At 38.4% G+C, this 26411-nt stretch carries 30 protein-coding genes and 1 pseudogene; 6 read left to right on the top strand and 25 right to left on the bottom strand.

All coding sequences use genetic code 11. The features are described from left to right. Positions 1 to 69: 69 nt before the first annotated feature. The 3 genes from AB2N10_RS02310 to AB2N10_RS02300 are packed head-to-tail and all read right to left on the bottom strand — an operon-like array spanning position 70 to position 2824. Positions 70 to 300 (bottom strand): FeoC-like transcriptional regulator, encoded by a 231-nt coding sequence (locus AB2N10_RS02310; RefSeq protein WP_354624945.1) that lies wholly within the window; start codon positions 298 to 300, stop codon positions 70 to 72. After that, entirely contained in the window at positions 300 to 2585 is a 2286-nt protein-coding gene (feoB, locus tag AB2N10_RS02305) for a Fe(2+) transporter permease subunit FeoB (RefSeq protein ID WP_354624944.1), read from the bottom strand. Before feoB ends, AB2N10_RS02310 begins: the two co-directional genes overlap by 1 nt. Then, complete coding sequence (locus AB2N10_RS02300; protein ID WP_369434643.1) at positions 2582 to 2824, bottom strand: ferrous iron transport protein A; 243 nt, start codon at positions 2822 to 2824, stop codon at positions 2582 to 2584. The genes feoB and AB2N10_RS02300 overlap by 4 nt, the downstream gene beginning before the upstream one ends. A 189-nt stretch (positions 2825 to 3013) precedes the next feature. Between AB2N10_RS02300 and yciH the strand changes: the two are divergent. Continuing rightward, positions 3014 to 3339, top strand: a pseudogene (gene yciH, locus AB2N10_RS02295) (stress response translation initiation inhibitor YciH). A 58-nt stretch (positions 3340 to 3397) separates the two neighbouring features. Here yciH and AB2N10_RS02290 read toward each other — a convergent pair. The 4 genes from AB2N10_RS02290 to coaE all read right to left on the bottom strand — a co-directional run bounded on the left by AB2N10_RS02290 (position 3398) and on the right by coaE (position 5373). Beyond that, on the bottom strand, positions 3398 to 3742 hold the full coding sequence (locus tag AB2N10_RS02290; RefSeq protein WP_354624942.1) for a HopJ type III effector protein: 345 nt from the start codon (positions 3740 to 3742) through the stop codon (positions 3398 to 3400). An 18-nt stretch (positions 3743 to 3760) separates the two neighbouring features. Further along, positions 3761 to 3949 (bottom strand): DNA gyrase inhibitor YacG, encoded by a 189-nt coding sequence (gene yacG, locus AB2N10_RS02285; RefSeq protein ID WP_354624941.1) that lies wholly within the window; start codon positions 3947 to 3949, stop codon positions 3761 to 3763. Between the two features lie 15 nt (positions 3950 to 3964). After that, positions 3965 to 4696: a cell division protein ZapD gene (gene zapD / locus AB2N10_RS02280; protein WP_354624940.1), complete on the bottom strand. Its 732-nt coding sequence runs from the start codon at positions 4694 to 4696 to the stop codon at positions 3965 to 3967. Between the two features lie 68 nt (positions 4697 to 4764). Then, positions 4765 to 5373 (bottom strand): dephospho-CoA kinase, encoded by a 609-nt coding sequence (gene coaE / locus AB2N10_RS02275; protein ID WP_369434251.1) that lies wholly within the window; start codon positions 5371 to 5373, stop codon positions 4765 to 4767. A 119-nt stretch (positions 5374 to 5492) separates the two neighbouring features. Between coaE and nadC the strand changes: the two genes are divergently transcribed. Next, positions 5493 to 6344, top strand: coding sequence for a carboxylating nicotinate-nucleotide diphosphorylase (gene nadC / locus AB2N10_RS02270; protein ID WP_354624939.1), 852 nt, complete (start codon positions 5493 to 5495; stop codon positions 6342 to 6344). A gap of 103 nt (positions 6345 to 6447) precedes the next feature. Beyond that, on the top strand, positions 6448 to 7281 hold the full coding sequence (locus AB2N10_RS02265) for a DNA ligase (RefSeq protein WP_354624938.1): 834 nt from the start codon (positions 6448 to 6450) through the stop codon (positions 7279 to 7281). 38 nt (positions 7282 to 7319) lie between these two features. Here the strand turns inward: AB2N10_RS02265 and mutT are convergent, their stop codons facing one another. The 4 genes from mutT to AB2N10_RS02245 all read right to left on the bottom strand — a co-directional run bounded on the left by mutT (position 7320) and on the right by AB2N10_RS02245 (position 11298). Next, positions 7320 to 7700: an 8-oxo-dGTP diphosphatase MutT gene (mutT, locus tag AB2N10_RS02260; protein ID WP_354624937.1), complete on the bottom strand. Its 381-nt coding sequence runs from the start codon at positions 7698 to 7700 to the stop codon at positions 7320 to 7322. Between the two features lie 504 nt (positions 7701 to 8204). Then, entirely contained in the window at positions 8205 to 9521 is a 1317-nt protein-coding gene (locus AB2N10_RS02255) for a hypothetical protein (RefSeq protein ID WP_354624936.1), read from the bottom strand. Between the two features lie 782 nt (positions 9522 to 10303). After that, a complete protein-coding gene (locus AB2N10_RS02250; RefSeq protein WP_369434250.1) occupies positions 10304 to 11164 on the bottom strand; it encodes a transposase in 861 nt (286 codons plus the stop codon). Continuing rightward, positions 11137 to 11298: a hypothetical protein gene (locus AB2N10_RS02245; protein WP_369434249.1), complete on the bottom strand. Its 162-nt coding sequence runs from the start codon at positions 11296 to 11298 to the stop codon at positions 11137 to 11139. The genes AB2N10_RS02250 and AB2N10_RS02245 overlap by 28 nt, the downstream gene beginning before the upstream one ends. 91 nt (positions 11299 to 11389) lie before the next feature. Between AB2N10_RS02245 and AB2N10_RS02240 the strand changes: the two genes are divergently transcribed. Next, positions 11390 to 12082, top strand: coding sequence for a transposase (locus tag AB2N10_RS02240; protein WP_354624934.1), 693 nt, complete (start codon positions 11390 to 11392; stop codon positions 12080 to 12082). A gap of 264 nt (positions 12083 to 12346) precedes the next feature. On the opposite strand, the gene AB2N10_RS02235 is transcribed toward AB2N10_RS02240, so the two are convergent. The 6 genes from AB2N10_RS02235 to AB2N10_RS02210 all read right to left on the bottom strand — a co-directional run bounded on the left by AB2N10_RS02235 (position 12347) and on the right by AB2N10_RS02210 (position 15150). Next, positions 12347 to 12607, bottom strand: coding sequence for an HNH endonuclease (locus tag AB2N10_RS02235; protein WP_369434248.1), 261 nt, complete (start codon positions 12605 to 12607; stop codon positions 12347 to 12349). Further along, positions 12591 to 12914: a hypothetical protein gene (locus AB2N10_RS02230; protein ID WP_354624932.1), complete on the bottom strand. Its 324-nt coding sequence runs from the start codon at positions 12912 to 12914 to the stop codon at positions 12591 to 12593. The genes AB2N10_RS02235 and AB2N10_RS02230 overlap by 17 nt, the downstream gene beginning before the upstream one ends. A 2-nt stretch (positions 12915 to 12916) precedes the next feature. After that, on the bottom strand, positions 12917 to 13093 hold the full coding sequence (locus AB2N10_RS02225; protein ID WP_354624931.1) for a hypothetical protein: 177 nt from the start codon (positions 13091 to 13093) through the stop codon (positions 12917 to 12919). A gap of 1 nt (position 13094) precedes the next feature. Further along, the gene (locus tag AB2N10_RS02220; protein ID WP_354624930.1) at positions 13095 to 13340 is read right to left on the bottom strand and encodes a hypothetical protein; all 246 of its coding nucleotides are present in this window, start codon (positions 13338 to 13340) and stop codon (positions 13095 to 13097) included. Positions 13341 to 13485: 145 nt separating this feature from the next. Next, a complete protein-coding gene (locus tag AB2N10_RS02215) occupies positions 13486 to 14031 on the bottom strand; it encodes a hypothetical protein (protein ID WP_354624929.1) in 546 nt (181 codons plus the stop codon). A 114-nt stretch (positions 14032 to 14145) separates the two neighbouring features. Then, a complete protein-coding gene (locus AB2N10_RS02210) occupies positions 14146 to 15150 on the bottom strand; it encodes a hypothetical protein (protein ID WP_354624927.1) in 1005 nt (334 codons plus the stop codon). A gap of 778 nt (positions 15151 to 15928) precedes the next feature. Here AB2N10_RS02210 and AB2N10_RS02205 point away from each other — a divergent pair. Beyond that, positions 15929 to 16165 (top strand): TIGR02647 family protein, encoded by a 237-nt coding sequence (locus tag AB2N10_RS02205; RefSeq protein ID WP_354624925.1) that lies wholly within the window; start codon positions 15929 to 15931, stop codon positions 16163 to 16165. 78 nt (positions 16166 to 16243) lie between these two features. Beyond that, positions 16244 to 17050 (top strand): exodeoxyribonuclease III, encoded by an 807-nt coding sequence (xthA, locus tag AB2N10_RS02200; RefSeq protein ID WP_354624924.1) that lies wholly within the window; start codon positions 16244 to 16246, stop codon positions 17048 to 17050. 28 nt (positions 17051 to 17078) lie between these two features. Here xthA and AB2N10_RS02195 read toward each other — a convergent pair whose 3' ends face one another. The 8 genes from AB2N10_RS02195 to kdsB form a co-directional block, all read right to left on the bottom strand. Next, positions 17079 to 17678 carry a UPF0149 family protein gene (locus AB2N10_RS02195; protein WP_354624923.1) on the bottom strand — a complete coding sequence of 200 codons (600 nt, stop codon included), beginning with the start codon at positions 17676 to 17678 and terminating at the stop codon, positions 17079 to 17081. A gap of 86 nt (positions 17679 to 17764) precedes the next feature. Then, a complete protein-coding gene (gene pfkA / locus AB2N10_RS02190) occupies positions 17765 to 18727 on the bottom strand; it encodes a 6-phosphofructokinase (protein WP_354624922.1) in 963 nt (320 codons plus the stop codon). Positions 18728 to 19452: 725 nt separating this feature from the next. Beyond that, positions 19453 to 21015, bottom strand: a complete 1563-nt coding sequence (locus AB2N10_RS02185) for a SulP family inorganic anion transporter (RefSeq protein WP_354624921.1) — start codon at positions 21013 to 21015, stop codon at positions 19453 to 19455. A gap of 83 nt (positions 21016 to 21098) precedes the next feature. Beyond that, the gene (locus AB2N10_RS02180) at positions 21099 to 21566 is read right to left on the bottom strand and encodes a hypothetical protein (RefSeq protein ID WP_354624920.1); all 468 of its coding nucleotides are present in this window, start codon (positions 21564 to 21566) and stop codon (positions 21099 to 21101) included. Between the two features lie 141 nt (positions 21567 to 21707). Beyond that, entirely contained in the window at positions 21708 to 23408 is a 1701-nt protein-coding gene (locus AB2N10_RS02175) for a polyamine aminopropyltransferase (RefSeq protein ID WP_354624919.1), read from the bottom strand. 271 nt (positions 23409 to 23679) lie between these two features. Beyond that, entirely contained in the window at positions 23680 to 24579 is a 900-nt protein-coding gene (locus AB2N10_RS02170; protein ID WP_369434247.1) for a DUF350 domain-containing protein, read from the bottom strand. Between the two features lie 117 nt (positions 24580 to 24696). Then, positions 24697 to 25635, bottom strand: coding sequence for a hypothetical protein (locus AB2N10_RS02165; RefSeq protein ID WP_354624917.1), 939 nt, complete (start codon positions 25633 to 25635; stop codon positions 24697 to 24699). 8 nt (positions 25636 to 25643) lie between these two features. Then, on the bottom strand, positions 25644 to 26411 hold the full coding sequence (gene kdsB, locus AB2N10_RS02160; RefSeq protein ID WP_354624916.1) for a 3-deoxy-manno-octulosonate cytidylyltransferase: 768 nt from the start codon (positions 26409 to 26411) through the stop codon (positions 25644 to 25646).

Genomic DNA, 26411 nt, shown 5'->3' with positions numbered 1-26411 from the left:
TTGTACAAAGTATAAAAGGATATAGCCAGTCAAAGCGTGCGCTTTATCCTGTACAATACCCATATTTATTTAAATCACTGTTAACGTAGGAATTTGCGCCACTTGCACATAACTGTAATAAATAATAGGTGTTAATTTAGCACCACGTTGGTTAATCGTTTTTTGAATATAACCACGTTTTAACAACACAGCCATCATCGGGGCTAGCCCCTCTTGAGTTAAACGAAAGTGCTTAAGTAGCACCGCCTCATCTACTCTTTTAGCCGCTTTAATATAGTCATTAAGTGATTGTAAAATCATTATTCAGCCTGTTTTACTTGTATATTGGCAAGCACATTACCTTTCCGCTTCAAGGTGTACAACATACTTAAAACAATAAACATTGAAACAAAAAGATAGACTAAACTCATGCTTGGTTGCAGTGTAAAAGTCGCTAATTGATAATAGGAAACCGATACAATATAGGCAATTCCAGTGCTCCATAGAGCGATAAATTTAGCCCATTGACCACCAACCTCACGAACAATCGCCCCCATAGCTGCAGCACATGGTGCATATAATAGGATAAATAATAAATAGGCAAAAGCGGCTTCTTGAGTGACAAATGATGCCTGAATATTGCTATAAATTGCCAGATCTACCCCTTGGTCTTCAGCGGCTACGGATAGATCAGCCACATCACCAACATCTAAACCTAACGGATCGCTAATATTAATATTTAATAAATTTTCAGGAATGGTCTGTAAAGCTTGATTAAACTTTTCAAGCAAAGTGACATCTGATGTGGTTTCTATTGCCTGTGTTAAATATAAATTATTTAGTGTCCCGACAATCGCTTCTTTAGCGAACAATCCAGTAACGATGCCCACCGTTGCAGGCCAGTTATCATTAGTGATACCTAGTGGAGATAATACAGGGGTCACAAACTGAGCTCCTTTACTCAATAAAGATTGATCACTACCTTGATGACCAAAACTACCATCAACACCAACAGAATTGATAACATTAAGCAAAGCGACAACAATCACGATGGTTTGCCCCGCCCCTAACACAAAGTTTTTTAACTTTTGCCATGTTTTAATCAATGTGTTTTTTAAAGTTGGTACTTCATAATCGGGTAATTCTAGAAATAAATTTTCACTTTTACCGGGTAAAATCGTGCGGCTTAATACATAGCCAGTGAGTACAGCAACGATAATCCCTATTAAATAGAGTAGAAAGACAACATTTTGACCACTTTCAGGAAAAAACGCACTCGCAAATAAAGCATATACAGGTAAGCGCGCACCACAGGACATAAAAGGTGACATAATAACCGTCAGTAAACGCTCGCGCTCTTTTTCTAATGTTCTAGCAGCCATAACAGCAGGAACAGTACAACCAAAGCCAACAATCATAGGGACAAAGGATTTGCCTGGCAGCCCTATCCATTGCATCGCTCTATCGATAACAAATGCAGCGCGCGCTAAATAACCCGAACTTTCAAGAATCGCTAAAAAAAGATATAAACAAGCAATAACAGGTATAAATGTCATCACCGTTTGTATGCCGTTACCAACACCATAGGATAAAACATTAATTAACCATTCCGGTGCAGCAAGGTTAGCCAGTAACTGTGCACTCCCATCTACAAAAATAGCACCGGAGGTAATATCAAAGAAATCAATAAATGCACTGCCGATATTAATAGAGAACATAAACATTAAATACATCACAAATAGAAAGAAAGGGATACCCGTAAATCTATTTAAGGTTAATGCATCAATTTTTTCCGTCAGACTCCGCCCCAAATGCCCTTGCATACGGACAGCTTGTTGAGACAATTGATAAATAAAGCTATACCTTGTATCGGCTATTTGTAAATCAATATCAATCGGCAAACTTTGTTTAGCACGCACTATTTCTTGCAATTTTTCGGCAGAAAAAAGTTGCATAATATTCGCGTCATTTTCTAATACTTTTATCGCTAGAGCACGATCTTCTAACCTATGTTCAATACTCGCAAAGAGCGTCGACACATGCTCAATAACCGGCTCTAAAGATTGCCCATAATCTAATGCAATCGCTGCCGTTGAGATCTGTTGCTGTAATGCGGGTAATCTTGCTTTTAGTTTATTAACCGCAACTTGATCATGTGCAGATAAGCTAATAACTGGACACCCTAACTCCTTAGCTATCATTTTTTCGTTGATTACTAATTGTTTTTTTTCTGCAACATCCATTTTATTAAATACAACCACAACAGGTAGCCCAAGTTCTTTAAGTTGTAGTGTTAAATATAAGCTGCGCTCTAAACAACTAGCATCGATAACATTAATAACAATATCTGGCGAGTTATGCATAACATAATCGAAGGCAACACACTCATCCAAAGAGCTACCTTCACTATCATAATCAAGATTGTAGATGCCAGGCAGATCAACCACGGTAATTAACGAATCATCTGCTAATTTAAAATGTCCCGTTTTCTTTTCAACAGTGACACCACTCCAATTACCAACACGCTGATTGGCACCGGTGAGTGCATTAAATAACGTCGTCTTTCCTGAGTTGGGGTTACCAATCGTTGCAATTGTTAAACTCATGACAACACCTCCACTTTAATCTGCTTAAGTAAATTTTTACGTAACGCAATAGAACTATTTGCACAGCGGATCACAATCGGATCGCCCATTGGCGCTATCCGTAATAACTGTACCTCTGCTCTGGGCAAAAAACCTAAATTAAGTAATTTTTTACGCATAGCTGGCTGAATATCTTGCAAACTTGTAATATGCGCAATTTGGCCAACTTTAAGCTCAGATAATCCATTGTATTTCCTAATGTAACAACCAGTTGTTGTTAATAATTATCATTTACATAATAATAAGGCAAATATTCGCGATAAACAATGCTCTAGATCAAATTTAATTTTATATACCTACTTTTATTCAGGGAATTTTTAGGATTATTTACGTTATCAATTAGATTATGCTCTGCTAAACTAACCGAAAAGTAATTTTTGGAATTTATTATGGACTTCAGCGAACTTAACCTTGTTTACTCCACTGACGGTGGAAAAATAGACAAACCTAAAGAAAAGAAAAGCGCACCTGCAGGCGACGGCATCATTCGTATCCACCGCGAAACTAAAGGTCGAAAAGGTAAGGGTGTGATGCTTATTAAAGGACTCTCTTTGGATGAAAAAGCATTAAAACTATTAGCTAAAGAGATAAAAACACGAACCGGAACGGGTGGCAGTGTCAAAGATTTCGTGATTGAAATACAAGGCGATCAACGTGATCTCGTGAAAACACTATTAGAAAAAAAGGCTATCAAGTTAAATTGGCAGGAAGCTAATGTGAGTGACAGTAACAGATTTGCAATACACAAAGCTGTTACTGCTTTATAAAACGAATTATTTCTTAGTTAACGCCTGCCCAGAAAAATGGATAGCAGACCAACCATTAATTATAAATTGACGAATGTTTTGATGATCCTTCGCCTCGGGATGTTGCAATACATGTTCGCGATAATAATGCCCAAAGCACGCTAAGGTTTGTGACTCATTCAATCCTTGTAATTTAGCAAAAGAAAAGAGTTTACATGAGCCAGAATTCTCTTCTGCGGCATTAACTTGCAAACCATTCGTGAATGCTGTTGCAGTAAAATTATAGGTATTATCGATCACATCCATCGTATCACTAAATTCGATAGCCTCGGGCTGTGTTGTCAATTTATCTAAAAACTCAGTTAATAGCATACAAAAAAATCTCCGTACTTAATCAAAGTAGATGGTGTTGTCAGGTTTAATCTGCTCAGGGTCAGCCGGCTCACCTTTAATGCGTTTTTCTTCATTAGCCCATTCACCAAGGTCAATTAGTTGACAACGCTTACAACAAAAGGGTCGATAAATATTTTCTTTACTCCATTCAACTTCTTTTTTACACGTTGGGCAATTAACTTTCATTTTTACTCACCTATATCAGCAACAAATCTGCTGAAATGAAACATTTTCAGCGCGATGATTTTCAATATCCGCATTCATAAAACGGATCGCATAACGATTTTTATGACCACTAATCATCGGATAGACAGCCTGATTTTTTGCTACATTAATAATAACAAAGGAGCAATTTTCTACCTCACCTTGATAAAAACCATTTTGTGCAATTAAGTCACTCGCCACGCCCTGTGAACGTTTCATTTTTAAAAATAGAGAGAGTGCTTTATCTAAATTCACAAAATGACTTAACCACTTTTGTGCATCTTGCTGGCGTTGCGATAACTCACTATTCATCCAGAAATGAAACTGTGGTAAATCAAAGTTACAAGTACCACTTGGGATTGAAAAGCGCTGTTTAAGCGAGGTTAAAAAACGGTTAGTTTTAAAATAACGCAACTGCTTAGGCATATTTGATAGATTAATGACCAGCTCTTCTATCTCAGCAATCATTGTCGATACAGCTTGATGGTCGACTTGATCTAGACTTAACCATTCCTTCATTTGCCCTGAAAGCTGCCGTAAATCTTTAATTAAATCATGGCGGATATCGCATCGCTCAATTAATTCAAGAAGATCAAATAGATTTTTGAAAAAGGCAGTCATATCACTATGATTAGCAAACTGACTAGTCTCATTAATTTGTAAAAAAAGAAATTCAAATCGTAGATAACTACGGATTTTTTCATTTAAAGGGTATTCAAAAGCGATCATTTTTTCTATTTATATTGGTCATAAAGCATTAATCCTACAGTAAAAACAAGTAAACAGGAAAAAAAACATCAGCAATTTTCTTTCTTTTGTAAAAAATTAAAACGCTTGTCTAAATCTAGCACGCTATTTTTTAATTCATTAAGTGATTTGTCACTATTATTGATCACAAAGTCAGCCTGCTTTAAACGTTTCTCGCGACTAATTTGCGACGCTACAATCACTTTAATCTGCTCCGCTGAAACATCATCACGTCGGCTTGCACGTAACACCTGTAGCTCAGGCTCAATATCTACCACCAAATTATAATCGGTCAGATCATCTAATTTATTTTCAAACAATAAAGGTGCTTCTAATAAAATATAACGTCCTGTTGATTGTGCAAGTTGCTGTGAGATTTTATGACGAATTAAAGGATGTAATAAGGCTTCTAGCCATTTTTTTTGCTCTGCATCGTGAAAAATAATCTCACGTAATAGTGCGCGATTTAATTCACCTTCTATTAAAATTTCACGCCCAAAATGTTGTTCTATTGAAATTAATGCCGGTTGCCCTTTAGCAACAACTTCGCGAGCAAGTATATCGGCATCAATAACCGTAACATTTAACGCAGAAAAAAAAGCAGAAACAGTCGATTTACCACTTCCTATTCCGCCAGTTAAGCCGATAATTACTGTCATACGCACTCCTATTTAATCACAAACAACTATTTTATAAGAGTTCTCGTTTGAGATCATTGCTATTAACAAGGTATTGAAGGTAATATTTATTATTATTTATTATTTAATGGGAACAAAGCATGGTTGGAAGTGAAATAGCGGAAAGCGTAAGAATCGCCTTGCATGAAGATTTAAATGGCTTACCAGCCACAGAAGGAGATATTACAGCAAACTTAATTCCTCAAGATAAGCAAGCCAAAGCCCTTGTCATCACACGTGAAGATGCTGTTTTTTGTGGTCAAGCATGGACGCAAGAAGTGTTTAGGCAACTCGGTAACCAAGTAAAAATAACGTGGTTGGTTAAAGATGGTGATTTTGTCCCGGCCAATAGCAAACTATTCTATCTTGAAGGACCCGCTCGCACATTATTAACCGGTGAGCGCACTGCACTTAATTTTATTCAGACACTCTCTGGAATTGCCAGCAAAGTAAAACTCTATATAGACTTAATCGCAGAAACAAAATGTAAATTACTCGATACACGTAAAACTCTACCGGGTTTACGCAATGCGTCGAAATATGCGGTACTTTGCGGCGGTGGGGTTAATCATCGTTTAGGGCTGTTTGATGCCTATTTAATTAAAGAAAATCATATTTTAGCTTGCGGTGGCATTGCTGAAGCTGTCGCGGTGGCAAGAGAACAACATCCAGAACGTTGGGTTGAAGTGGAAGTTGAAAGCATTGACGAGCTAAAGCAGGCATTGGATGCAGGCGCACAGCGTATCATGCTCGATAATTTTACTATTCCGATGATGGTTGAAGCTGTTGCTATCAATAACAGCAGAAGCCACAAAGCCGACTTAGAAGTATCAGGTAACGTTAACCGTAAAACCATCCTATCCTATGCACAAACTGGGGTTGACTTTATTTCCGTTGGCGCGCTTACCAAACATGTACAAGCAATTGATCTATCGATGCGTTTTATTGAATAGCGCGTTATCGTTTGAGTTCACAGTAACACTTTGAATAATTGAAAATTGCAGAAAAACTTCCTAAAATCACATTTTATAGCCCTGCATTTTAGGAAGTATCTTTATGTTTACTCGGTTGACAGTATATTTTGCCTTGTTTTTTTGTTCATTACTGCACGCGATGCCGCCCCCACCTATTCAACTCGCAACAATTTATCATGAAGATATTGATATTACAGAATATTGGGTGAGTGAAAAACTTGATGGCTTTCGTGCATATTGGGATGGTAAACAACTTATATCACGACAGGGTAATGTATATAATGCGCCTGCTTGGTTCACTAACGATTTTCCCTCTGTACCATTAGACGGTGAACTTTGGATTGGACGTAATCAATTTCAAACAGTAGCCTCTGTTGTGCGCAAACATTATCCCATAAATAGTGAATGGAAACGTGTCTCTTTTATGATATTTGACCTTCCTACCTCCCCATTAAACTTTACTCAGCGCATTGATAATATGGAAAAAATTATCGCTAACAGCTCATCACCTTATCTTAAAATGATCCCACAACAAAAAGTACAAAATAATCAGCAATTACAACAAATGCTCGAGCAAGTCTTATCTGGTGGTGGAGAGGGGTTAATGTTGCATAAAGGTACAGCTTTGTACCAAGCTAAACGCAGCCAAGATTTAATGAAGTTAAAACAATATCAAGATGATGAAGCCGTTGTGTTGCAACATGTTCCTGGACAGGGCAAATACGCCGGTAAATTAGGCTCAATACTGGTTAAAAACAGCGAGGGTGCCATCTTTAAAATTGGCACTGGATTTTCCGACACAGAGCGCGAAAATCCCCCACCGATTGGAGCGATGATCACCTATAAATACATGGGCAAAACGGATAATAACATTCCTCGTTTTGCTAGCTATATGAGAATTAGAGAAAATTTTTAAAGTTTTTCTACATAAAACAGCGAGACGGCCCCACTTTTTTATAATTGGGCAATCACGCTTTTATTGGCTTGTGGAAATTCATATAAGCTCAATTGCGCTTGGCTGACCCACTTAATGGGCTGACCTTCTCGTCCCGTTGCGATACCACTAAATTCAGTGACTAGATAAAAATGTAAATGTAACTGCGCATCGCTATAGTTAAACAGCTTAGATTCTATCAGCACATATTGCTGAGCAATTAAACCAACCTCTTCTTTAAGCTCTCGGCACATAGCTTGCGCTGGTTGTTCATCGCTTTCAACCTTACCACCGGGAAACTCCCATTTACCACCTTGATGTACCTGATCGGGGCGTAAACAAATTAAGTAAAGACCATCGCTATTTTTGACAACAGCGATACTGATTTCAGTGATTTTCATATTTTGACTAAACCTATTCTGCCATTCAAAATTAATTATACCACTCGGGTTAAGTATGTGATCTAAATTTTGCGCAGGAAAAATGGCTTAATTTGAGGCGTAAGTTGACGTAAATGGTTGCTCCCTTTTCGAAACTTACAACAAAAAAGTAAGTTATTTTAACCAGTAAAATAGATCAGCTATTTACTCCGATTGGTATTACTTAAAAAATTTAAAGGTAACTTTACTCGTCGCTAAAAATTCAACGTCGTAACAGTCATTTCTATACCCATGTTACAGTGTTACTCATTTTTAAAAAACTCAATGAATATCCCAAACAGTTCTTTGACGCTGCCGAGTTGATGGGATCTATTTAGCGATGTAATGCCTTAGCAAGCGCACTTAGAGAGGATTTTTTAAAAATAATGGTTCAACGATTGTTGAACCAAGCCCTGTATGGCTTACTCCACCCGAATAAGGTAGTGATGAGTTCGGGGAGAACCATATCTTTACACTGTAGTATGACTAGTTTAATGACGTCTGATAGTCCGAAAATATCTTTCTGCCATTATCATCTGTGATATTAATGCTATAGCTGCTCGCAGATGAAAGTGATGAGTCGAATGAAATATTTACCCAAATTCCATCTAATGTAACCGAGTATAGTGCAGAATCTAGCTCTAGATTCGTTTCTCTATCAAATATAGAAACAGTAAACTCCCCAAGATTATTGAATATAGGCAAAATAGCCCGTGACATAGAACCAAGTTGTGTATCCTCTTCAGCAGGTGATTGAACAAGTCCGTGATTGGGAGATAGCCCAGAATAAAAAAATCTATCTTTTATATCAGCCTTGTCTGTAAGAATAGGTCCCTGCTTACTTAAAAAACCAGTACGGCTGGTGAAAGAAAATATATCAGATTCCATGGCAAAAGAAGCAGCAAAACGATTTCCAGGTTGGTAGGTCTGACCATTATCGAATTCCGTTTCAATATCAAAAGAATATGGACGGGGATCAAATTTTGAAATTGAGGCTTTAATACGGCTTTTACCATCATCAATAATTAAAGTCCCATTAAGGAAGTGATTACTATAAATTAATTCAATCGGTTCAGGAGTGGTAATAAATACTGAGACATCTTCACCATTATATTTTGTTATTTGACCATCATAAGCAATGCTATAAATACCCGACTCATAATCGAGCTGTCTCTGCAAACTCATACTGGCAAATTTTACTACTTCATCATCACTCAAATGGTTGCTAGCTATAGTACTTTCTGAAAAATTAAGTGTCGTTAATGTACGATGTGATCCCGTGATTGTTTGTACCAATTCAACATCGAAATCATCTCTAAGTTCGGGCTCTTCATCTAGTGAAGAAGACCAGCTTATATTGCGACTAGAGAGCCTGCCATTCAATGCCAGCAGATAGCCTTCTTTTTCAATATCAGTGAGTTCAAGTACTAACACACCATTAAGATGAGGCAAAAAAACAGAGCAATCGTGAAACTCCATTTGCAATATATTATTATGCAAAGTAGCAGTAAAAGTGCCAAAATTGCACTTGCCCTCCTTGGTCCCCTCCTGTGCATTCAACAGATGTAATGCACTGAGAGTGGTGTCTGCTAAATAAAAATAAGGGTTTAAATTTTCCAAGCTATCACTGGCTATACCATAGGATGCCTTCGTCTGTGCTAGCATCTCCTGATCATTAGTCGAATTCTCCTTGCATCCAGACAAAGCAATAAAACAACATGCTGTTATAAATAAAAACCGTTTAAAACCGTCCATGTACATCGTAATTTCCTTTCCAAGTTTAGGGTTGAGCGTATCAACCATGAAAATGTCACGTATAAAATCGTGGGCCATTTAACGTTTAACGAGGCTATCGCATTTATCACTAGCAGCCTGATTTTATTAAAAAAAATAGTAACTCACAGTTATTTGACAATAAATTAATATTTGTTTTTTTTAATCACTAAATACTTAAATTGAGTAATAAATTTCTTAATTGGGGGGTAATTCGGGGGGTTAATTCGGGGAAAACTGGGTGAATTCGGGGAAAACTGGGGAATTCTCCTTGCATCCAGACAAAGCAATAAAACAACATGCTGTTATAAATAAAAACCGTTTAAAACCGTCCATGTACATCGTAATTTCCTTTCCAAGTTTAGGGTTGAGCGTATCAACCATGAAAATGTCACGTATAAAATCGTGGGCCATTTAACGTTTAACGAGGCTATCGCATTTATCACTAGCAGCCTGATTTTATTAAAAAAAATAGTAACTCACAGTTATTTGACAATAAATTAATATTTGTTTTTTTTAATCACTAAATACTTAAATTGAGTAATAAATCTATCTCTTAATTGGGGGGTAATTCGGGGGGTTAATTCGGGAAAACTGGGTGAATTCGGGGACATCCATATCTTTTCATTTATAAAAATATAATAGCCATTCTTTTTAAAAATAATCTTAATCAGCGCTTTGCTGTAATTAAATAGTTAAATTCCCGCACTTGAGACTCAATCCAATATGTTTAAACAAGTTTTATTAAAATCAACGCACAGAGCCTCCTTAACGAAGCGCTAATAGTTAATAAAAAAACAAATGATTGGGAGTTAATGCAGCATACAACTCAGTTTGTTTTGCCCAGATACCCAACATCGGCCTGTATGCTCGGCAAATAATGTCAGCTCTTCGAGTGAGCCCACTGCACCATGGTAATCTTTACCAAAACTCACCGCTAAGGACAACCAGGTATCACTCTCTAAGCCAAGGGTACTTAATAAGCTTGGCAGTTGGCTCGAAATCACGCCGCGCTTATCCTCTCGAATGGCTCGTCCAGTCCAATCAACAAGCTCTAAATAATCGAGCAAGGCATAGGGTATACCTTCTTGGGGCGTATGACATTCTGCCGCTAAAAAACCAAATAAGGGTTTACTGTTATCATGGTGATGCAACGCTTCATCGTGACTACATTTACTGTGGATACGCTCAAATATGGACGTAAACTCCGATGTTTCCACACTTTCTGACATTTTTGCTCGCACGGGGTTTAAATCAACATAAGCCATGCAAGTTAATAGTGCTTTTTCATCAAGCAATGCTTGCGACTTAAAGCGCCCTTCCCAAAAGCGTCCTTTACAGTTATCTTCGGCGTTCGCTTTGCGGGCAATAAATTCATTTAATGCGCGCATGAACCAAGAGATATCAAGCAAGCGATGACGCCATTTGCTGATTATATCAAGCGCCACCTCTATTTGACCTGCGCAAGTCAGCTCCCCTTTGCGCCATCGCGAAACTATTTCTGAGCCGGAATAAAGTTGATACCAACGTCGGCAAACTTCTTCATCGCTACAGGCGCTAATCTCGGCTTCATTAGCATGTAAAACAAGGTGATAGTGATTAGACATAATCGAATAAGCGCAAACATCAATGGCAAAGATATCACTTAATTGCCGAATGCGATCATCATCCATTGCCGGCGATGTGAATAGTTTTTACCGCTGTAATTATCTTCGCCACACAAAAATGCACGGCGAACACATCGAGAAATGCAATGATAATAAGGTGTGTCCACAAGAGAAATTAACGAAGCACGTGATTGTGTCATACCAAACCCCCACAACTGTAAACAAAAACACTGTTTATATAGTAGGTACAATATTCAATTTAGTCAAAAAGGTGTGGGTGTCCTGAACTACTTGACATCAAACATATTAAAAGACTTTGCCTCACGACAGAATAAAGGTGACTTAGGTTTTACCAGCGTATTACACACACATAATCGTAAAAGAGAATGTCATCCTCATCTACATATCATCGTGCCCAGTGGAAGCTATGATGCAACGAACAAGCAGTGGCATAAAAATGATAAGAAATATCTCTTTAATGAATTGGCACTCGCCAAGGTATGGCGAGCAAGAGTGATTGATGCAATCAATCACCACCCCGAGTTAGCTATGCCCAATGATATTGCTAAAAAATGGGTCGTTGATTGTCGCAAGGTCGGATTTGGTTTGTCATCATTCCAGTATTTATCTCGTTACCTGTACCGTGGCGTGTTACCCGATAAAGACATTATTAATGTCAGCGAAAAAACAGTGACCTTTAGATATAAAGAAGGAGGAACAGATATTATCAAAAAGCGAACATTACCCGTACTTAAATTCTTATGGTTAATCTTACAACATGTATTACCAAAAGGCCTGCAGCGCGTTCGTGATTACGGTTTCTTGAGAGGTAATGCTAAACAACTTCGCTTGCAAATCATGCTGATACTAGGGAGTCATTTAAGCACGGTGGCAATAACACCAAAACGAAAAAAAACCGTCTACATCTGCCCATGTTGTCAGCATGAAATGAGTTTTGTAGGTATAAAGCGACTGAGAAATTAGCGTGTTATCACGCGTGATCTTCTACGAAGAATTCATAACAGAAAGCGAATAAAAAGAGGTGTATTGGCATTCAACCAAAAAAGATAACAGATTGATATAATTGAACTATCAATTGTATATTAGCGAAACTCGCCTAAAGAAAAGTGACAAATTAAATTTAGCCTTCAGCAAAATCCACTATTTACTATAAAGAGAAGCAATTCCCGATCGGGCTTGTTCAACACCCGAATAAGGTGTCGGCTGCGCAACACCTATTCTTGTTTGTTATAGCTCTAGCTTTGCGGGACGGTAATCAAATGAATGAACAATTATCTCTCCTGCATGAACCAAATCATGGCAAGTTTTACATACAACTAGAATATTCTCAGGTGTAGCCTCACCGCCCAAACTATAATCTAAAATATGATGCCCATGTATATCTATATCCGATTCACACCGTAATTCACACCTATATCCTTCTCGAATTTTAGCTAATGCAATAGCACGAGCATGGGCGTGATTTCGGGTACTACTCATCGTTGTCATCGTTATTACCCTCTATTAGCTTAATCCCAGTAGAAGGTGATTCAAGACCTAGCCTTTCAGAAGCAAGGGCGATAACTTCTTCCATAAAATCTTCAATTTTTTCTTCATCACCAGATGCCTTGGCCATAATATCCGAAGCGGATTTGTTTTGTAGCTTACTCTTCTCTACTTTATTTGGAACTTTATTGATTACTAGGTCTTCACCTATTAAGCCTAACTCTTCTGCCTGTTGAATAATTTCATTGAATGCTTCTTCAACTTTAGCATTCTCGCCAGAGAATCTTGCAATGATACTTTTCTTTTCCACACCTACTTCCTTTCAATGATATGAGATACTAGCCCATGCTTTTTAGCCACCTCTTTTATGAGCTTTTTAAGCTCCTTTTTCTTTTCAGGAGGTACACGTCGATAAATTAATGAACCAGTTACTTGATCGCCATCCGTAATCTCAGTACCTGTATTAATTTTCTTAGGAGGTTTAGCCACTTTACTCCTCCCATAGCTCTGCAAGATCATTCAAATCTGCGTCAGCAATTAACTCAAAATCACCATCCCCTTTTGTAATAGCAAGGACATCGAATCCAATTACCTGATTTTCCTTGTCCTTGTCCATCTTCATCTTGTATATAACATACTCGCCAGTATCTTTACTTACGTGAATATCTTGTCCTTCTACTTTTACCACCCGATCACCATTTTTGATGTCTAGGATTTCAAATTTTAAAATATTCATTATTACTCCTTATGAGTTACAAACTTAAAAATATGAGTGAGCTATAACGCCGCTAAACACTGGCGCGTAGGTTGGCAGTGTTTTTGCTGGCTTTTTGTTTTAGCAAAAACAGTGACACCCGTTATGCGTCCAGTGCTTTGCTTTGTTAGTTTTGTCTGCGCGTTGATCTACTTTTATAGACTTTATTCTTTTTTAAAAAGCTAAAGGAATTAATATTAAAGTGTCCACTTCCTAGACTTTTAGGACACACCATTAATTTATTATCTTCTTGTTCATTTGTGATCATTTTTAAACCGCAATGAAACTTTTCTGTATCCGCAGAAATTAATATAAAAATAAATGAGTAGGTTTCATTATGAGAAAATATTGAAGCATCCATTTTACAAATAAACTCTTCGATTTCTCCAGGTTTTAGAAGTTTTTGTATATCAAAACTTTTACTTGTAGCATTAATAGAAGTGTCATCTCCTTTATTTATATATAGCCTATCAATATATAGGTTTTTATTTCCTGAGCATGAAATAAAAAACTTACTTTCGTAAAATTTATTATCATTTTCAATCTTCCAACGGAACGAAATTAATCGACAATTAAACTCTAGCGAATTCCAAATATGAGTTTTAAATATGCTGAATAGTGACAAAAAAACTGCCGATATTGATATTAATACAGTCCAGCTTTTTGCGTCCATATAAATTCCAATTTGAAAATAGATGCCAATTTCTATGGCAAACTAACGCCGCGCTCTGCGGAAATTTAGGAGCGCCAGCGAGTAAATTTTCCGTAGCAGCGCCTTGTTAGATGATTAGTTACACTCAAGCACTTTTACAACTTCGCTTTCTAATCGCTCCCTAAGAGTTTCAAGGGTGCCTTTTGTTAGAGCATTTACATTGTATTGATAAAAGTGCCTTTTCACTATTTCATGGCTTCTATTCACCTTTTCTAGCCCAACCATTGAATATTCTGCAGAAAGCTTTGCTTCGTCATGATTAGTGTGAATCGCAATGCTTGTTGAGATTGCCTCTATGCTGCCGGCAAGCTGGACGAGACCATGTTTATTTAATGAATTCCATGCGTAATAAGGAGAGTGCCTGATCGTAGACACAAGCGCAGCCATGTACATCGCCAACTTATTATGATCAATTTCAGTTTTATCTGTGGTTATGCTTTGAAGGTCATGAAAAAGATACCATTTAAATTCATCTACTATGCTGAAATCGAGAGGGTTTGTTATTGGCGAAAAAATATCATTGTATATTAGAGTTGAAACTACAGGAGAATCAACTTTACCCGGAAAATCTTTGTGGAAATGATGAATAGCATCTGCATCGCTAAACACTCTACAACCTTTACCTCGAGCTTCATGCTTTGCTGCGCGAGTTACGGCATCGCCAAGAATAAATGAACCAAAAGATTCCTTGTCATTTGTTGGTATTATGACCTCGCCGTAACTTAAGCCGCCTCGGCATAACACACCAGAAAGCGTTAACTCCCACATCAGTTCTGACGAAGCCAATAGGAGCTCGCGGCTACTCTCCGACCAAACAAAAGCACAATCTGAGAGCTGCGATATTTTCACATCATATTTGTAGTGAACATTACGGAGCACCTCTCTAAATCGTTTAAGAGTCCATGCTGCAATAATTTGATTAGGGCTTGAAAGCCCTTTGCTTCCATTTATTTCTACTTCATAGATAGAAGTATCTATTTTTTCATTAATTCCATTTAAATTTATCTCGCCCTCAGTAAGCGCGCTCATGCCAAGTATATCAATGAAAAATACAGCGGCTTCTTTCGTCTCAAATTTCATTGATTGGTTATTCCTCTCCATTTTTGGTTTTCATCTAACAGCTTTATAAATGGCATGATGTAATGCACCGCGCCACTTATCTTATTTAAAATGATCATCACAATATCTATTAATCATCATTTAATCAATCAGTTCGCTAACTATTTGCATAAACTTTGATTTGAGATAGGTATGACACTGCCACCTATCACCTTTTTGAAATCATGCCCTAACCCACTAATTTATATAGAAAATCAGAATGTTAACAAATATAACCTGCACGGTGACGTAAAACTCAGCGCCACCTATCTCATTTTTTTAAACAATAAAAAATAGAAAAATAACGATTAAATTCAATTGGTTAAGCCTGATTTGTAACATAACGCCTTCTGAGATAGGTATGACACTGCCACCTATCACCTTTTTGAAATCATGCCCTAACCCACTAATTTATAAAGCAAATTAGAATGTTAACAAATATAACCTGCACGGTGACGTAAAACTCAGTGCCACTTATCTCATTTGGTTAAACAATGCGAAATTAAGAGTATCCACTTTTTTTAATAAAAACAAAAACCAGTCTCACTCTGCTGGCTTCTCTTTGGTATAATTCATGCGCGCCGCGAAAATGAACAAATCGCCCCTCTTATTGATGCGTCTAGCAAAGCGATCAAATATATTATAAATAGTTTGTCATTTTGCTAAATCTAGCCCAATTTCACTACCGCTAACATTTGCAATTTAATGACATGCAATTATGATGGAGGTATCCGAATGTAATAGAAAAGTGAGAATTATAATGATTAAAAACTACTCTGATAGCCTATTTGAAGAAATGAAACTGCTCGCTAAATTCCCTGAAAAATCTCAATTAGAAGGTATTAAAATTCATCACGATGCGAACCCTGCAATGATCTCCGCTGCACAATCTTTATATGATAAAGGGCTGATATCACAACCCGATGGTGGATATTTAACCGATAGTGGTTTAGAAACCGCGGATCATCTTCACCACGTACTTGTCACACTAAGCTAATCGCTACAATTGCCTATTGAGTTCTATCCCTAAGCAAGGTACATTCAGCCTTAATATTTCCCAATTAAGGCTTTTTCTATGAAAGTTATTTCATTTAATATCAATGGGCTACGCGCTCGACTTCACCAGCTTCAGGCTATTATCGATAAACATCAACCTGATGTAATTGGTCTGCAAGAGATAAAAGTTGATAATGACGCTTTCCCGCGTGAAGCGGTTGAGGCAATGGGATACCACGTTTATTTTCACGGCCAAAAAGGGCATTATGGCGTGGCGATGCTCTGTAAAAAGCAGCCAACAGCAGTGCAATATGGCTTTCCTACTGATAATGATGATCATCAAAAACGGATGATCATGGTGACCCTTGATAATGAACATGGTGAAAAAACACAAGTTTTAAATGGCTATTTTCCACAGGGTGAAAGTCAAGACCACCCTATTAAATACCCTTATAAGCGTCAATTTTATCAAGATCTTAATCAATACCTACAAGAACATCACAGTGCTGATGATAATATTATTATTATGGGTGATATCAATATATCCCCACTCGACCTCGATATTGGTATTGGTGAGGTGAATGCTAAACGTTGGTTAAAAACAAAAAAATGTAGCTTTTTACCTGAAGAGAGAGAGTGGCTTGCTAAATTAATGGATTTTGGTTTTGTCGATACCTTCCGTTTATTACACCCAGAAGTAACTGATCAATACAGTTGGTTTGACTATCGTTCTCGTGGTTTTGATGATAATCGCGGACTACGTATTGATGTCATTTTAGCCACGGAAAAACTAGCAGAAAAAAGTATTGAGGCAGGGATTGATTATGAGTTAAGGGGCATCGAAAAACCTTCTGATCACGCCCCTATCTGGACTGAATTTGCATAATCTATCCGCTCAGTAACATTTAGCCGATTTACTGCTGACAATCACCCTGCCCAGAAAATCGACCCATTGCAGTCAATAACATAGGCAATGAGTCGACAATTTCGTGCATGCTAGGGAGCTGCATGAATAACTCTCTCATTGCGACATCTTCCGTCTTCACATGTGCCATTTTGCTCAATAATAGCATCGTTGTTTGCACAATTTGCGCAAATTCTGCCCCCGATTCTTCACTCAATTGCCCCCATACCTCTTCTGCATACTGAAATGCACGTAAGTAGCCCGTAGCAAATGCCATGCCCGCTGCTGTGATTTGCTTATTTTCATCTAACCATGTATCACGCATCATTAATGCAAGAGGTTGCTGGCTTTGATACTGCTCTAAGCAAGCTTGATAAGCGGTTAATATTGTCGTGGCAAATTCATTGGCTAAGGCTTCACTGGTAAAATTAAACGCTTTATCTTGCTGCCACAGCATGGGTAACCAAAGTTGTAATTCGACTTCTTCAGGTAGCGCCGTAATTGCGTATAAAAATCCAATTACCTCATGAAGGTCACGGCCATTCTCTTGTATTTCTTGATGCTCAAATAAAGCCGTTAATAGCGGGTAGAGTTGTTGATGCGAATTCATAATTCAACCTCAATTTTTGGCTATCGTAGATAATAAAAAACCTACCAAGGGTAGGTTTTTAAATTTTGCAATGAGAGCGGTTTAATTTACACTAGCTTTTGCGATAGGTCGTATAAATCTTGACGGAATGTACGCTTCATACTCTCTAAACATTCAATAATATCGTGGTTAACTAGTTTTCCACTTTGAATACCGATACAACGAGCACTCTTACCTTCCATCAATAATTCAACAGCATTAGCCCCCATACGGCTCGCAAGAATACGGTCGAAGGCCATTGGAGAACCACCACGTTGAATATGGCCTAATACGGTTGCACGCGTCTCTAGACCCGTTTTCGCTTCAATTCGTTTTGCTAATTGATTCACATCGGTTACATGCTCTGTAATAGCAACAATTGCATGTTTTTTACCTTTTTCAACACCCGATTTTATTTGCGAAACTAGCGCGTTTTCGTCAAATTCAACTTCAGGCACAATGACAAATTCACTACCACCAGCTATCGCAGCCCATAAGGTTAAATCGCCACAGTAACGTCCCATAATTTCTACAATAGAGATACGTTTGTGTGAAGAAGAGGTATCACGTAGACGGTCTACAGCATCAACAACGGTATTTAACGCTGTCATAAAACCAATGGTGTAATCAGTACCTGCAATATCGTTGTCGATAGTACCGGGTACGCCAATACATGGATATCCCATCTCACTGAGTTTTTTCGCTCCCATATAAGATCCATCACCACCGATAACTACAAGTGCTTCAATACCATGTTTTTCTAAATTTTGGATAGCTTCTCTACGAACACTTTCCTCTTTAAATTGGGGAAAACGCGCAGAGCCTAAGAATGTTCCCCCTTTATTGAGGATATCAGAAACAGAATGACGATGAAGTTGCTTAATTTTATCTTTATGAAGGCCTTCATAACCGTCATAAATCCCGAACACTTCAATACCATTTGCTAAACAGGTACGTACCACCGCGCGAACTGCGGTATTCATTCCTGGAGCATCACCACCACTTGTTAAAACACCAATTTTTTTAATCACTTGTTACCTCTACCAATTACATAAATTGACAATAACCGACATTTTAACCATTCGCGTAAACGAACGGTTAAATCGTTGGACATTATAATATTAAAACCATTACGGCATATACCTATAATCACTCAAATTACGCTCATCAATGTGTTGTTAAGCTTCTTGCAAGACGCTAATAGTTTGCAAGAGTAATTATTATATTGCAAATGAAAACAGGTATATACGATACTGAAAATCCCCGGCGAGAAGATAGAAGCATCATGCTACTTATTATCTCAGCTGCGCCGACAGTAACGAAAACAACTCAAATACAGCACTAGTTATAGTTTACCTTTTTTTATTCAATGTCGTTACTTGATCAAAACAAAATTAACATAAAAACAAAAAACGGCTTATATACAATTATTTGTAGTAATTATACTCAGCTTTGTGCAATTATCTTACAGTAAATATGACCTTTCTTTGTTCTTTCGCAAAATAGTTTCAAATAAAAAATAGCTTTGCACTGTCATCGTCATGTCACATTTCTATATTACTTTATCTCAACAATAAATATAAAGAGAAATAATATGAGAAATAAAAAAAAGACAATACGTAATAAAAACATTTGGTATTCAATTTGGACTTCTAAAATCACAAACTTTAGCCCTAAATGTGATGCTCCGTATCGCCCCATTCGAGTTTCATGCAAATAATAACAACCGATTAAATAATCGATTGTTATTGTTTTACTAACCTAATGTGTCTGAAGCCACTTTATAAGATGGATCTTCAATAAGATTAACTTCAACTAACACGCCGGCCTTGTGCAGTAATTTACGGCAATCACGGCTGAGGTGGCGCACATGCACTTTTTTACCCTCTCGCACATAACGGTCGGTTAATACGCTTATCGCCTCGATTGCAGATTGATCGACAACACGCGATTTGGCGAAATCAACGACAACATGGTGTGGATCATTCTGCACATCAAAGAGCTCTAAAAAGTTACTGACTGAGCCAAAAAATAATGGTCCATCAATACGATAGCTCTTTTCTGTCTTTTCTAAGTTATGTTCAACTTCAGCATGAATATGCTTAGCATGCTCCCAAGCAAAGACTAAAGCTGAAACAATAACACCAACAAAAACAGCTATCGCTAAATCACTGATCACAGTGACAGCACTGACTAAAACGATAACAAAGGCATCTTTTTTAGGTATGTTACGCATCATTTTGAAGGAAGCCCATTCAAAGGTTCCCAATACGACAATAAACATTACACCGACCAGTGCGGCAAGCGGTACAATTTCAATTAGACTAGAGGCAAACAAAATAAAACATAAGAGCCCTAAAGCAGCTGTAATACCAGATAAACGGCCACGACCACCAGAGTTGATATTGATCATCGATTGGCCAATCATGGCGCAACCGCCCATACCACCAAAGAGACCATTAACCATATTTGCAGCGCCTTGAGCAATACACTCTTTGTTAGGACGCCCACGCGTACCAGTCATCTCATCAACAACGGTTAAGGTAAGTAACGATTCAATTAATCCGACCGCGGCCAGAATTAATGAATAAGGGAGAATAATTTGCAATGTATGCCATGAAAATGGCACTAAAGGTAAAGCAAAACTCGGTAGACTGCCGGCTACAGTGGCATTTTCATCCCCCGTCATGGTGCGTAAAAAATCAACAACGGTACGCGTATCTAGAGCCGGAATGAATTGAACCAATAGGGTGACAATAACGATAGCCACTAATGTTGAAGGCACAGCTGTCGTCAATTTAGGTAAAAAATGAATAATTAACATCGTTAGCAAGACTAAAGCCAACATAATGTATAATGGCGAGCCTTGTAACCAGTCGAACTCACCCATTGCATTTTTAACTTTAAATTGCCCAAGCTGAGCTAAAAAAATAACAATCGCGAGACCATTAACGAAACCTATCATCACCGAATGGGGCACCATTCTGATAAATTTACCAAAACGGAAAACACCAAACAGTATCTGCAATAGCCCCGTTAATAATACCGCAGCAAATAAAAATTGCAGGCCATGTAATGAAACCAAAGCCACCATAACAACCGCCATTGCGCCTGTTGCCCCCGATATCATACCCGGTCTACCACCAAAAATAGAGGTAACTAAACCAACCATAAATGCAGCATAAAGGCCAACCATGGGGTCAACACCTGCAACAAAAGCGAATGCAACGGCCTCTGGCACTAAGGCAAGGGCGACGGTCAACCCAGAGAGAAAATCATTTTTGACACTGTTCTTACTGAACGTGGGGAAATCAAACACGGCTTATAGTTCCTTAATAGCACGAATAAATGGGGGCAAATTATAGCCATGTTTGATGGGAATTGATAGCTAACGATTAATAATCAATCTTTATAACGCTCATTTATTGCTTGAGTGCTCTCTTGATAACGCTGCATATTCTCTGCTTGTTGTTGCATAGCATGTTGCTGTAAAACAACGCCACGAGCATCTTCATTAGTAGATAAATAATATGCTGTGGGAGCCGATATTCCGTCTCCATTACCGGTCAGGATATTGGCCATATCTGCATGAATTTGATACTGGGCTTGTGCTTTTTTAAATTGCACGTATTGCTGCAACTTCTCACCGGTTAGTGGTGTGTCAGGTTGTTCAGGCAAAGTGACGTTTTGCGACTGAAGCGGTGCCGTTTTTATTGATGCATTTTCACTTTCAGCAAGCTTTATCGCTTGTGCTGAAAAATTAACCTGCACCCCCGGCTCGGCGGTTACAGTGGGAGTTGTTTTTGCGGTATCAACGACAGAGGTCGATGTGGGCATGAGTTGGATCTGTTGATAGCCATTGATTTGCATAAATAGATAGCCTTAACTTAAGTGGAATTCGCATCCTACACCGCTTAATTTTCGCACTTAAGTTGCGCAAAAATCAATCAAATCCATTTGCAGGAGCGAATATACATTAATTATAAAAATAATCAATAGCAGCTCAAAAGGTTATGGCGAAAGCTCTGTCTCTCTTTCCCACGCTTGCTGATGATATTGATATAACTGGTTTGATCCTAAGTAGTTAACTTTTATTTTCTCTTGATCGTCGTAAAAATGTTTATTAAAAATAAAAGCACTATCGATAAGTGGGCTAGTTATCCATTCTGTGACAACGGGGATTTCATTGATTTTCTGCAAACGATGTTTAGCACTAATGCCTCGTTTCGTCGCGATAGTCCACCCCCACTCTCCAAATGAGGGTACATTCTCATGAAATTGTTGAACATGATTAAATTGTGCTTTTTGAACCGTTTTAGCAATCGATATAAAGGCATTTTGAGCATGAAACGGCGAAGTTGACTGCACCACCATAACGCCATCGGCATTAAGTAGATTATTTAAACGGTAATAGAAATTCACACTATAGAGTTTATTGAGATCTGGGTGGCTAGGATCCGGTAAATCAATAATAATCGTGTCAAAAATCAGCTTTTCTTGGAGTAATTGATCAATGGCGATAAATGCGTCATCGTTAATGACCTTAACACGCGGATCATGAAAACTATCTTTATTTAGTGCAGATATTTTACGGGCGAGTTGCTCAGGTAAGTACTCACTGGGTGATTTAAACAAAGCCACTAAATTGGGGTCCAAATCAATCAACGTAACGGCTTCAGGTTGCCACTTCAATACTTCACGTAATGCCAAACCATCACCACCACCAATAATTAGGATGCGCTTGTGTTGATTTGATGCGAGCATGGCTGGGTGCACTAAAAACTCATGGTAAATTTGCTCATCTAAACTAGAAAATTGTAAACGACCATTAATATAAAAATTAATGATCGACTCCATTCCGCCACCTAAATGTCGTTCTGTAAAGACTAAATTTTGATAAGGTGTTTGCGTTTGATAAACCACCTTATCCAGATAGAGCATATTTTGCATCTGCTTTTGCCAAAAACCACCATATTGGAAAACTAACGCGACCAACAAAGCCAAAAGAAAATGTCCACACAGTAAGATTTTAATATTGCGAAGCTGTTTTTTAAAGCGCATTAAAAATACAAAACCAGCGACTAAGTTAAGGCTTGCGGTGATAGCAGCGGCTTGACTGATTTCTATACGTAGCATAAAAATCACCCATATCGCCGCGCCTACCCCCGCACCAATATAATCCGCCCCATAGATAGTCCCCGCATTGTGCGCAAGATAGTGGCCATAAACCTTTTCACGGATACGGGCAATTAAGGGAATTTCCATACCAATTAAAAACCCTAAAATAAATGCAAAAAGATAGGGTAATTGCGTGCTGAACCAACTAAATTTAGCCAGTAAATCTCCCTGAGGAAGCGCATCCATTGGTAGTTGATAGGTATCTGCAATTAAGTGCGGTAAGGTTTGGCTAAAACCAATCACCGAGGCGATAAACAGTGTTGCACTGCAACCAATAAAGGCCACTACTAACTCTAAAATAACAAAGCCTTGAAAAGCATCTTTTACTTTTTTTGCTGCAAATGCGCCTAACCCCATGGAAACAATCATGATGCCGATAATGGCATAAATGACCGTTTCAACACTCCCTAGGATACGGGCAGAATAGTGCGAAAGCAGGTATTCGTAAATCAAGCCGCAACAGGCTAATGCCGCCATAATTACAATTAACAGAGTGTCATCAATTAATAGTTTTAATTTTTTTGCATCAAACATCGATATTCTCAGTGGTCGAGATATAAAAAAAGGCCATCGGGGATGGCCTCATCAAATACTGCTTAAAAAAGGCCATCGGGGATGGCCTCATCAAATACTGCTTAAAAAAGGCCATCGGGGATGGCCTCATCAAATACTGCTTAAAAAAGGCCATCGGGGATGGCCTCATCAAATACTGCTTAAAAAGGCCATTGGGGATGGCCTCATCAAATACTGCTTAAAAAGGCCATTGGGGATGGCCCCATCAAAAACAGTTAATACTGGCATTAACTTAAGCCATTAGTGCCATTAGTAATAAAGCAATGGCAAATGAGATGGCAAATTCTATGGTAGCAATACCGATATTTTCTTGATTTTCTATCTCTTCACGACAATCAATGCCCCATAGAACAATACATTTCGCGAACATGGTTAATACCGTTAATACGACCATTAAAATCAAGCTAATAATTGCCCAAGAGGCAATGCCATCGAGTAAGTTTTGCGCATCATAAACAATGAAGTAACTCGCTGCGGTCACTGACATTGATGTGGAAACAAGGTATCCCGCATAACGGATTGCCAATGCAACTTGTCCAAGTTCTAAGGTTGATTGGAAACTATTGGCATTATGACGTAAGTACTGCCATTCAAAAATACGGGTAATGATAACGAGCATAAGCTGCGATACAATCCATGCACAGAAAATAGCAATAAATGTTTTTATGTTTAGACCATCAACCCAAATAAGCGCAGCTCTCACCACTATCGCGGTGGCGATAACCGATGCCGCATCAACAATACCCACTGAAATATTACGATTTAATATTTGCTCATGTTTGTTGAATTCAGGTAGCGCCATTTTATCATGGATATAACGCCCCGCTTTAATCATCACCAAGCCAGCAAAGCCGTAACATAGCATGCCGATTAACTCGATTAAATATGAGCCTGCAAGCTCCCCGGTAATGGTTCCGCTTAAGGCGATGCCCATCGCAGCAACGCCACCAGCCATACTGATGCCATAGGCAAAATTATCTTTAATGGCAAGTTCTTCATTAGTATTGACTTTACCAATCATCCCCATGGTATAACGCATACCACCTAAGAGCAGAATGGCCACGCCCATATCAATTAAAAGATAACCAATAAGCGAGGCATCTTGCCCTAATAATGCGAATAATTCATTCATATCTAAATCCTATTTTTCACAATTGCCATCACTACGATGGATTAACTGTTGCTAAACTTTTTTAATAAAGGCAATAAAATAAAGTAGCTTATATTTCGCCTATCCCTATTTTATATCTTACTTACCGCGCCTAAACCCGCGAGAAGTTGTCGATTTACTATTCCTAAAACTACTTGATGATTTAGCTTTAGAAAAACTAGATTTCCCAGCAAAAGGCGTTGCTTTTTGCGCCTGGCGACTAGAATTGGAAATACTGCTTGCGCCAGTTTTCGATTTAGCATAAGGACTTTTAAAACCACCTTTGTTAGCAAACTGTTTACGCGTTTTAGTGGCTAAATTATCCTGAGCTTTAGCCTGTTGTGGAGACGTATAACGGTTTCGACCATAGTCATTATAATAGCTATAATCTCGACGTGATGACCAACGGTCATACTGTACAGGACGTGGCGATAGTGCAGAAAACATCGCATACATACCGTACCATTGCCAAAAAGAGATACCACTACTATTGGTTTGCCACTGACCATACCCCGGATTACCGACTAGCTGACTACCTGGCCCAGAGTCTTCTGCGCCGTTAGCCCTTAGGCTTTGTTGCTTGCTAATGGCATTGACACGCGCTAACTGACCATCGGACATATCCGCAATAACATTAATGGGATCTGACAGTGCATCGTTAAAAAGAGCGGGATCAGAGGCGGCAATAAGGTTTTCTGATTCTAATAATTGCGCTTCGATATCGCCGAGCACTTGAGGCTGTTCTTTAAGCGTTTGCGAGCGTTGTAATAACCCCTGCATCATCGGCCCACTACGACTGGCATCTAAACTCAATTGTTGTAAGAGTGGCTGTAACTCTGCTTTTTGCTGCGCTAATAACCTTGCATACTCTCTTAGTAACATGCCATTACGAATGCGGTTGTTATCAAGATCATTGGCCAAGTTATTGAGTAAGTAGTCTGCGGTTTGAATATTACTCTTGAGTTTTTCCGGTCGATCATCACCGCATCCGCTTACCAAAAGAGTGGTACACAATATAAGTAATAGCTTTATTTTCATTACTTTTCCTAATTCGATAAATAATTTATAACACGTTGTAAATCATCTAATGTATCAACACCAGCAGGGGGCACTTCACAGGCCTGTTGCACATCAATTTTAAAACCATGCCACAATACGCGTAACTGCTCAAGCTTTTCAATGGACTCCAGTGGCGAAATGGACAGTTGCGCATACTGTTCAAGGAAACTAACTCGATAGGCATAAATGCCGATATGACGTTGTAAGTTCGCACTATTCACAGACTGTTTGCTTTGATTCTCCGGGGTGAAGTTATCGCGATCCCATGGAATGGTTGCTCGGCTAAAATAGAGCGCCATATTATTTTTATCGCAAACAACTTTAACGGCATTACTATTAAAGACATCGGAAAATTCATTAATGGGGGCACTTAATGTTGCAACACTCGCTTGCTGATTGTTTTGTAAATTAGTTGCCACTTGACTTATCACCGCAGGGGGAATTAGTGGTTCATCTCCCTGCACATTAACAATAATTTCATCACGGTTAAATTGGTAATGGTGACAGACTTCCGCTAAACGATCCGTTCCCGATTCATGGGTTGCTGAAGTCATACACACATCGATATTATTGAGCGCCTTTAATGCATCTTTAATACGGTGATCATCTGTTGCGACAATTACCCTTGATGCACCACTTTTTAGTGCTTGTTCGGCAACACGCTGGATCATTGTTTTACCAACAATATCAAGCAACGGCTTAGCGGGTAAACGGGTAGAGTGATAACGCGCTGGAATAACCACAACAAAAGACAT

It is taken from the genome of Psychromonas sp. MME1 (genome assembly GCF_041080865.1).
In the GTDB taxonomy this organism is placed as follows: Bacteria; Pseudomonadota; Gammaproteobacteria; order Enterobacterales; family Psychromonadaceae; genus Psychromonas.
The sequence above is the reverse complement of the archived record's forward strand: the minus strand, read 5'-3'. Positions and strand labels throughout refer to the sequence as shown.

Excerpts from the sequence above, each read along its gene's own strand:
- AB2N10_RS02180 (WP_354624920.1), bottom strand. The coding sequence starts at position 21,566 with ATGCAAATCAATGGCTATCAACAGATCCAACTCATGCCCACATCGACC.
- AB2N10_RS02195 (WP_354624923.1), bottom strand. The coding sequence starts at position 17,678 with ATGAATTCGCATCAACAACTCTACCCGCTATTAACGGCTTTATTTGAG.
- nadC (WP_354624939.1), top strand. The coding sequence starts at position 5,493 with ATGGTTGGAAGTGAAATAGCGGAAAGCGTAAGAATCGCCTTGCATGAA.
- feoB (WP_354624944.1), bottom strand. The coding sequence starts at position 2,585 with ATGAGTTTAACAATTGCAACGATTGGTAACCCCAACTCAGGAAAGACG.
- AB2N10_RS02250 (WP_369434250.1), bottom strand. The coding sequence starts at position 11,164 with ATGGATGATGATCGCATTCGGCAATTAAGTGATATCTTTGCCATTGAT.
- AB2N10_RS02165 (WP_354624917.1), bottom strand. The coding sequence starts at position 25,635 with ATGAAAATAAAGCTATTACTTATATTGTGTACCACTCTTTTGGTAAGC.
- zapD (WP_354624940.1), bottom strand. The coding sequence starts at position 4,696 with ATGATCGCTTTTGAATACCCTTTAAATGAAAAAATCCGTAGTTATCTA.
- yacG (WP_354624941.1), bottom strand. The coding sequence starts at position 3,949 with ATGAAAGTTAATTGCCCAACGTGTAAAAAAGAAGTTGAATGGAGTAAA.
- AB2N10_RS02235 (WP_369434248.1), bottom strand. The coding sequence starts at position 12,607 with ATGACAACGATGAGTAGTACCCGAAATCACGCCCATGCTCGTGCTATT.
- AB2N10_RS02265 (WP_354624938.1), top strand. The coding sequence starts at position 6,448 with ATGTTTACTCGGTTGACAGTATATTTTGCCTTGTTTTTTTGTTCATTA.
- AB2N10_RS02255 (WP_354624936.1), bottom strand. The coding sequence starts at position 9,521 with ATGGTTGATACGCTCAACCCTAAACTTGGAAAGGAAATTACGATGTAC.
- AB2N10_RS02170 (WP_369434247.1), bottom strand. The coding sequence starts at position 24,579 with ATGAATGAATTATTCGCATTATTAGGGCAAGATGCCTCGCTTATTGGT.
- AB2N10_RS02245 (WP_369434249.1), bottom strand. The coding sequence starts at position 11,298 with ATGACACAATCACGTGCTTCGTTAATTTCTCTTGTGGACACACCTTAT.
- AB2N10_RS02175 (WP_354624919.1), bottom strand. The coding sequence starts at position 23,408 with ATGTTTGATGCAAAAAAATTAAAACTATTAATTGATGACACTCTGTTA.
- xthA (WP_354624924.1), top strand. The coding sequence starts at position 16,244 with ATGAAAGTTATTTCATTTAATATCAATGGGCTACGCGCTCGACTTCAC.
- mutT (WP_354624937.1), bottom strand. The coding sequence starts at position 7,700 with ATGAAAATCACTGAAATCAGTATCGCTGTTGTCAAAAATAGCGATGGT.
- AB2N10_RS02290 (WP_354624942.1), bottom strand. The coding sequence starts at position 3,742 with ATGCTATTAACTGAGTTTTTAGATAAATTGACAACACAGCCCGAGGCT.
- AB2N10_RS02220 (WP_354624930.1), bottom strand. The coding sequence starts at position 13,340 with ATGAATATTTTAAAATTTGAAATCCTAGACATCAAAAATGGTGATCGG.
- AB2N10_RS02205 (WP_354624925.1), top strand. The coding sequence starts at position 15,929 with ATGATTAAAAACTACTCTGATAGCCTATTTGAAGAAATGAAACTGCTC.
- AB2N10_RS02310 (WP_354624945.1), bottom strand. The coding sequence starts at position 300 with ATGATTTTACAATCACTTAATGACTATATTAAAGCGGCTAAAAGAGTA.
- coaE (WP_369434251.1), bottom strand. The coding sequence starts at position 5,373 with ATGACAGTAATTATCGGCTTAACTGGCGGAATAGGAAGTGGTAAATCG.
- AB2N10_RS02210 (WP_354624927.1), bottom strand. The coding sequence starts at position 15,150 with ATGAAATTTGAGACGAAAGAAGCCGCTGTATTTTTCATTGATATACTT.
- AB2N10_RS02215 (WP_354624929.1), bottom strand. The coding sequence starts at position 14,031 with ATGGACGCAAAAAGCTGGACTGTATTAATATCAATATCGGCAGTTTTT.
- kdsB (WP_354624916.1), bottom strand. The coding sequence starts at position 26,411 with ATGTCTTTTGTTGTGGTTATTCCAGCGCGTTATCACTCTACCCGTTTA.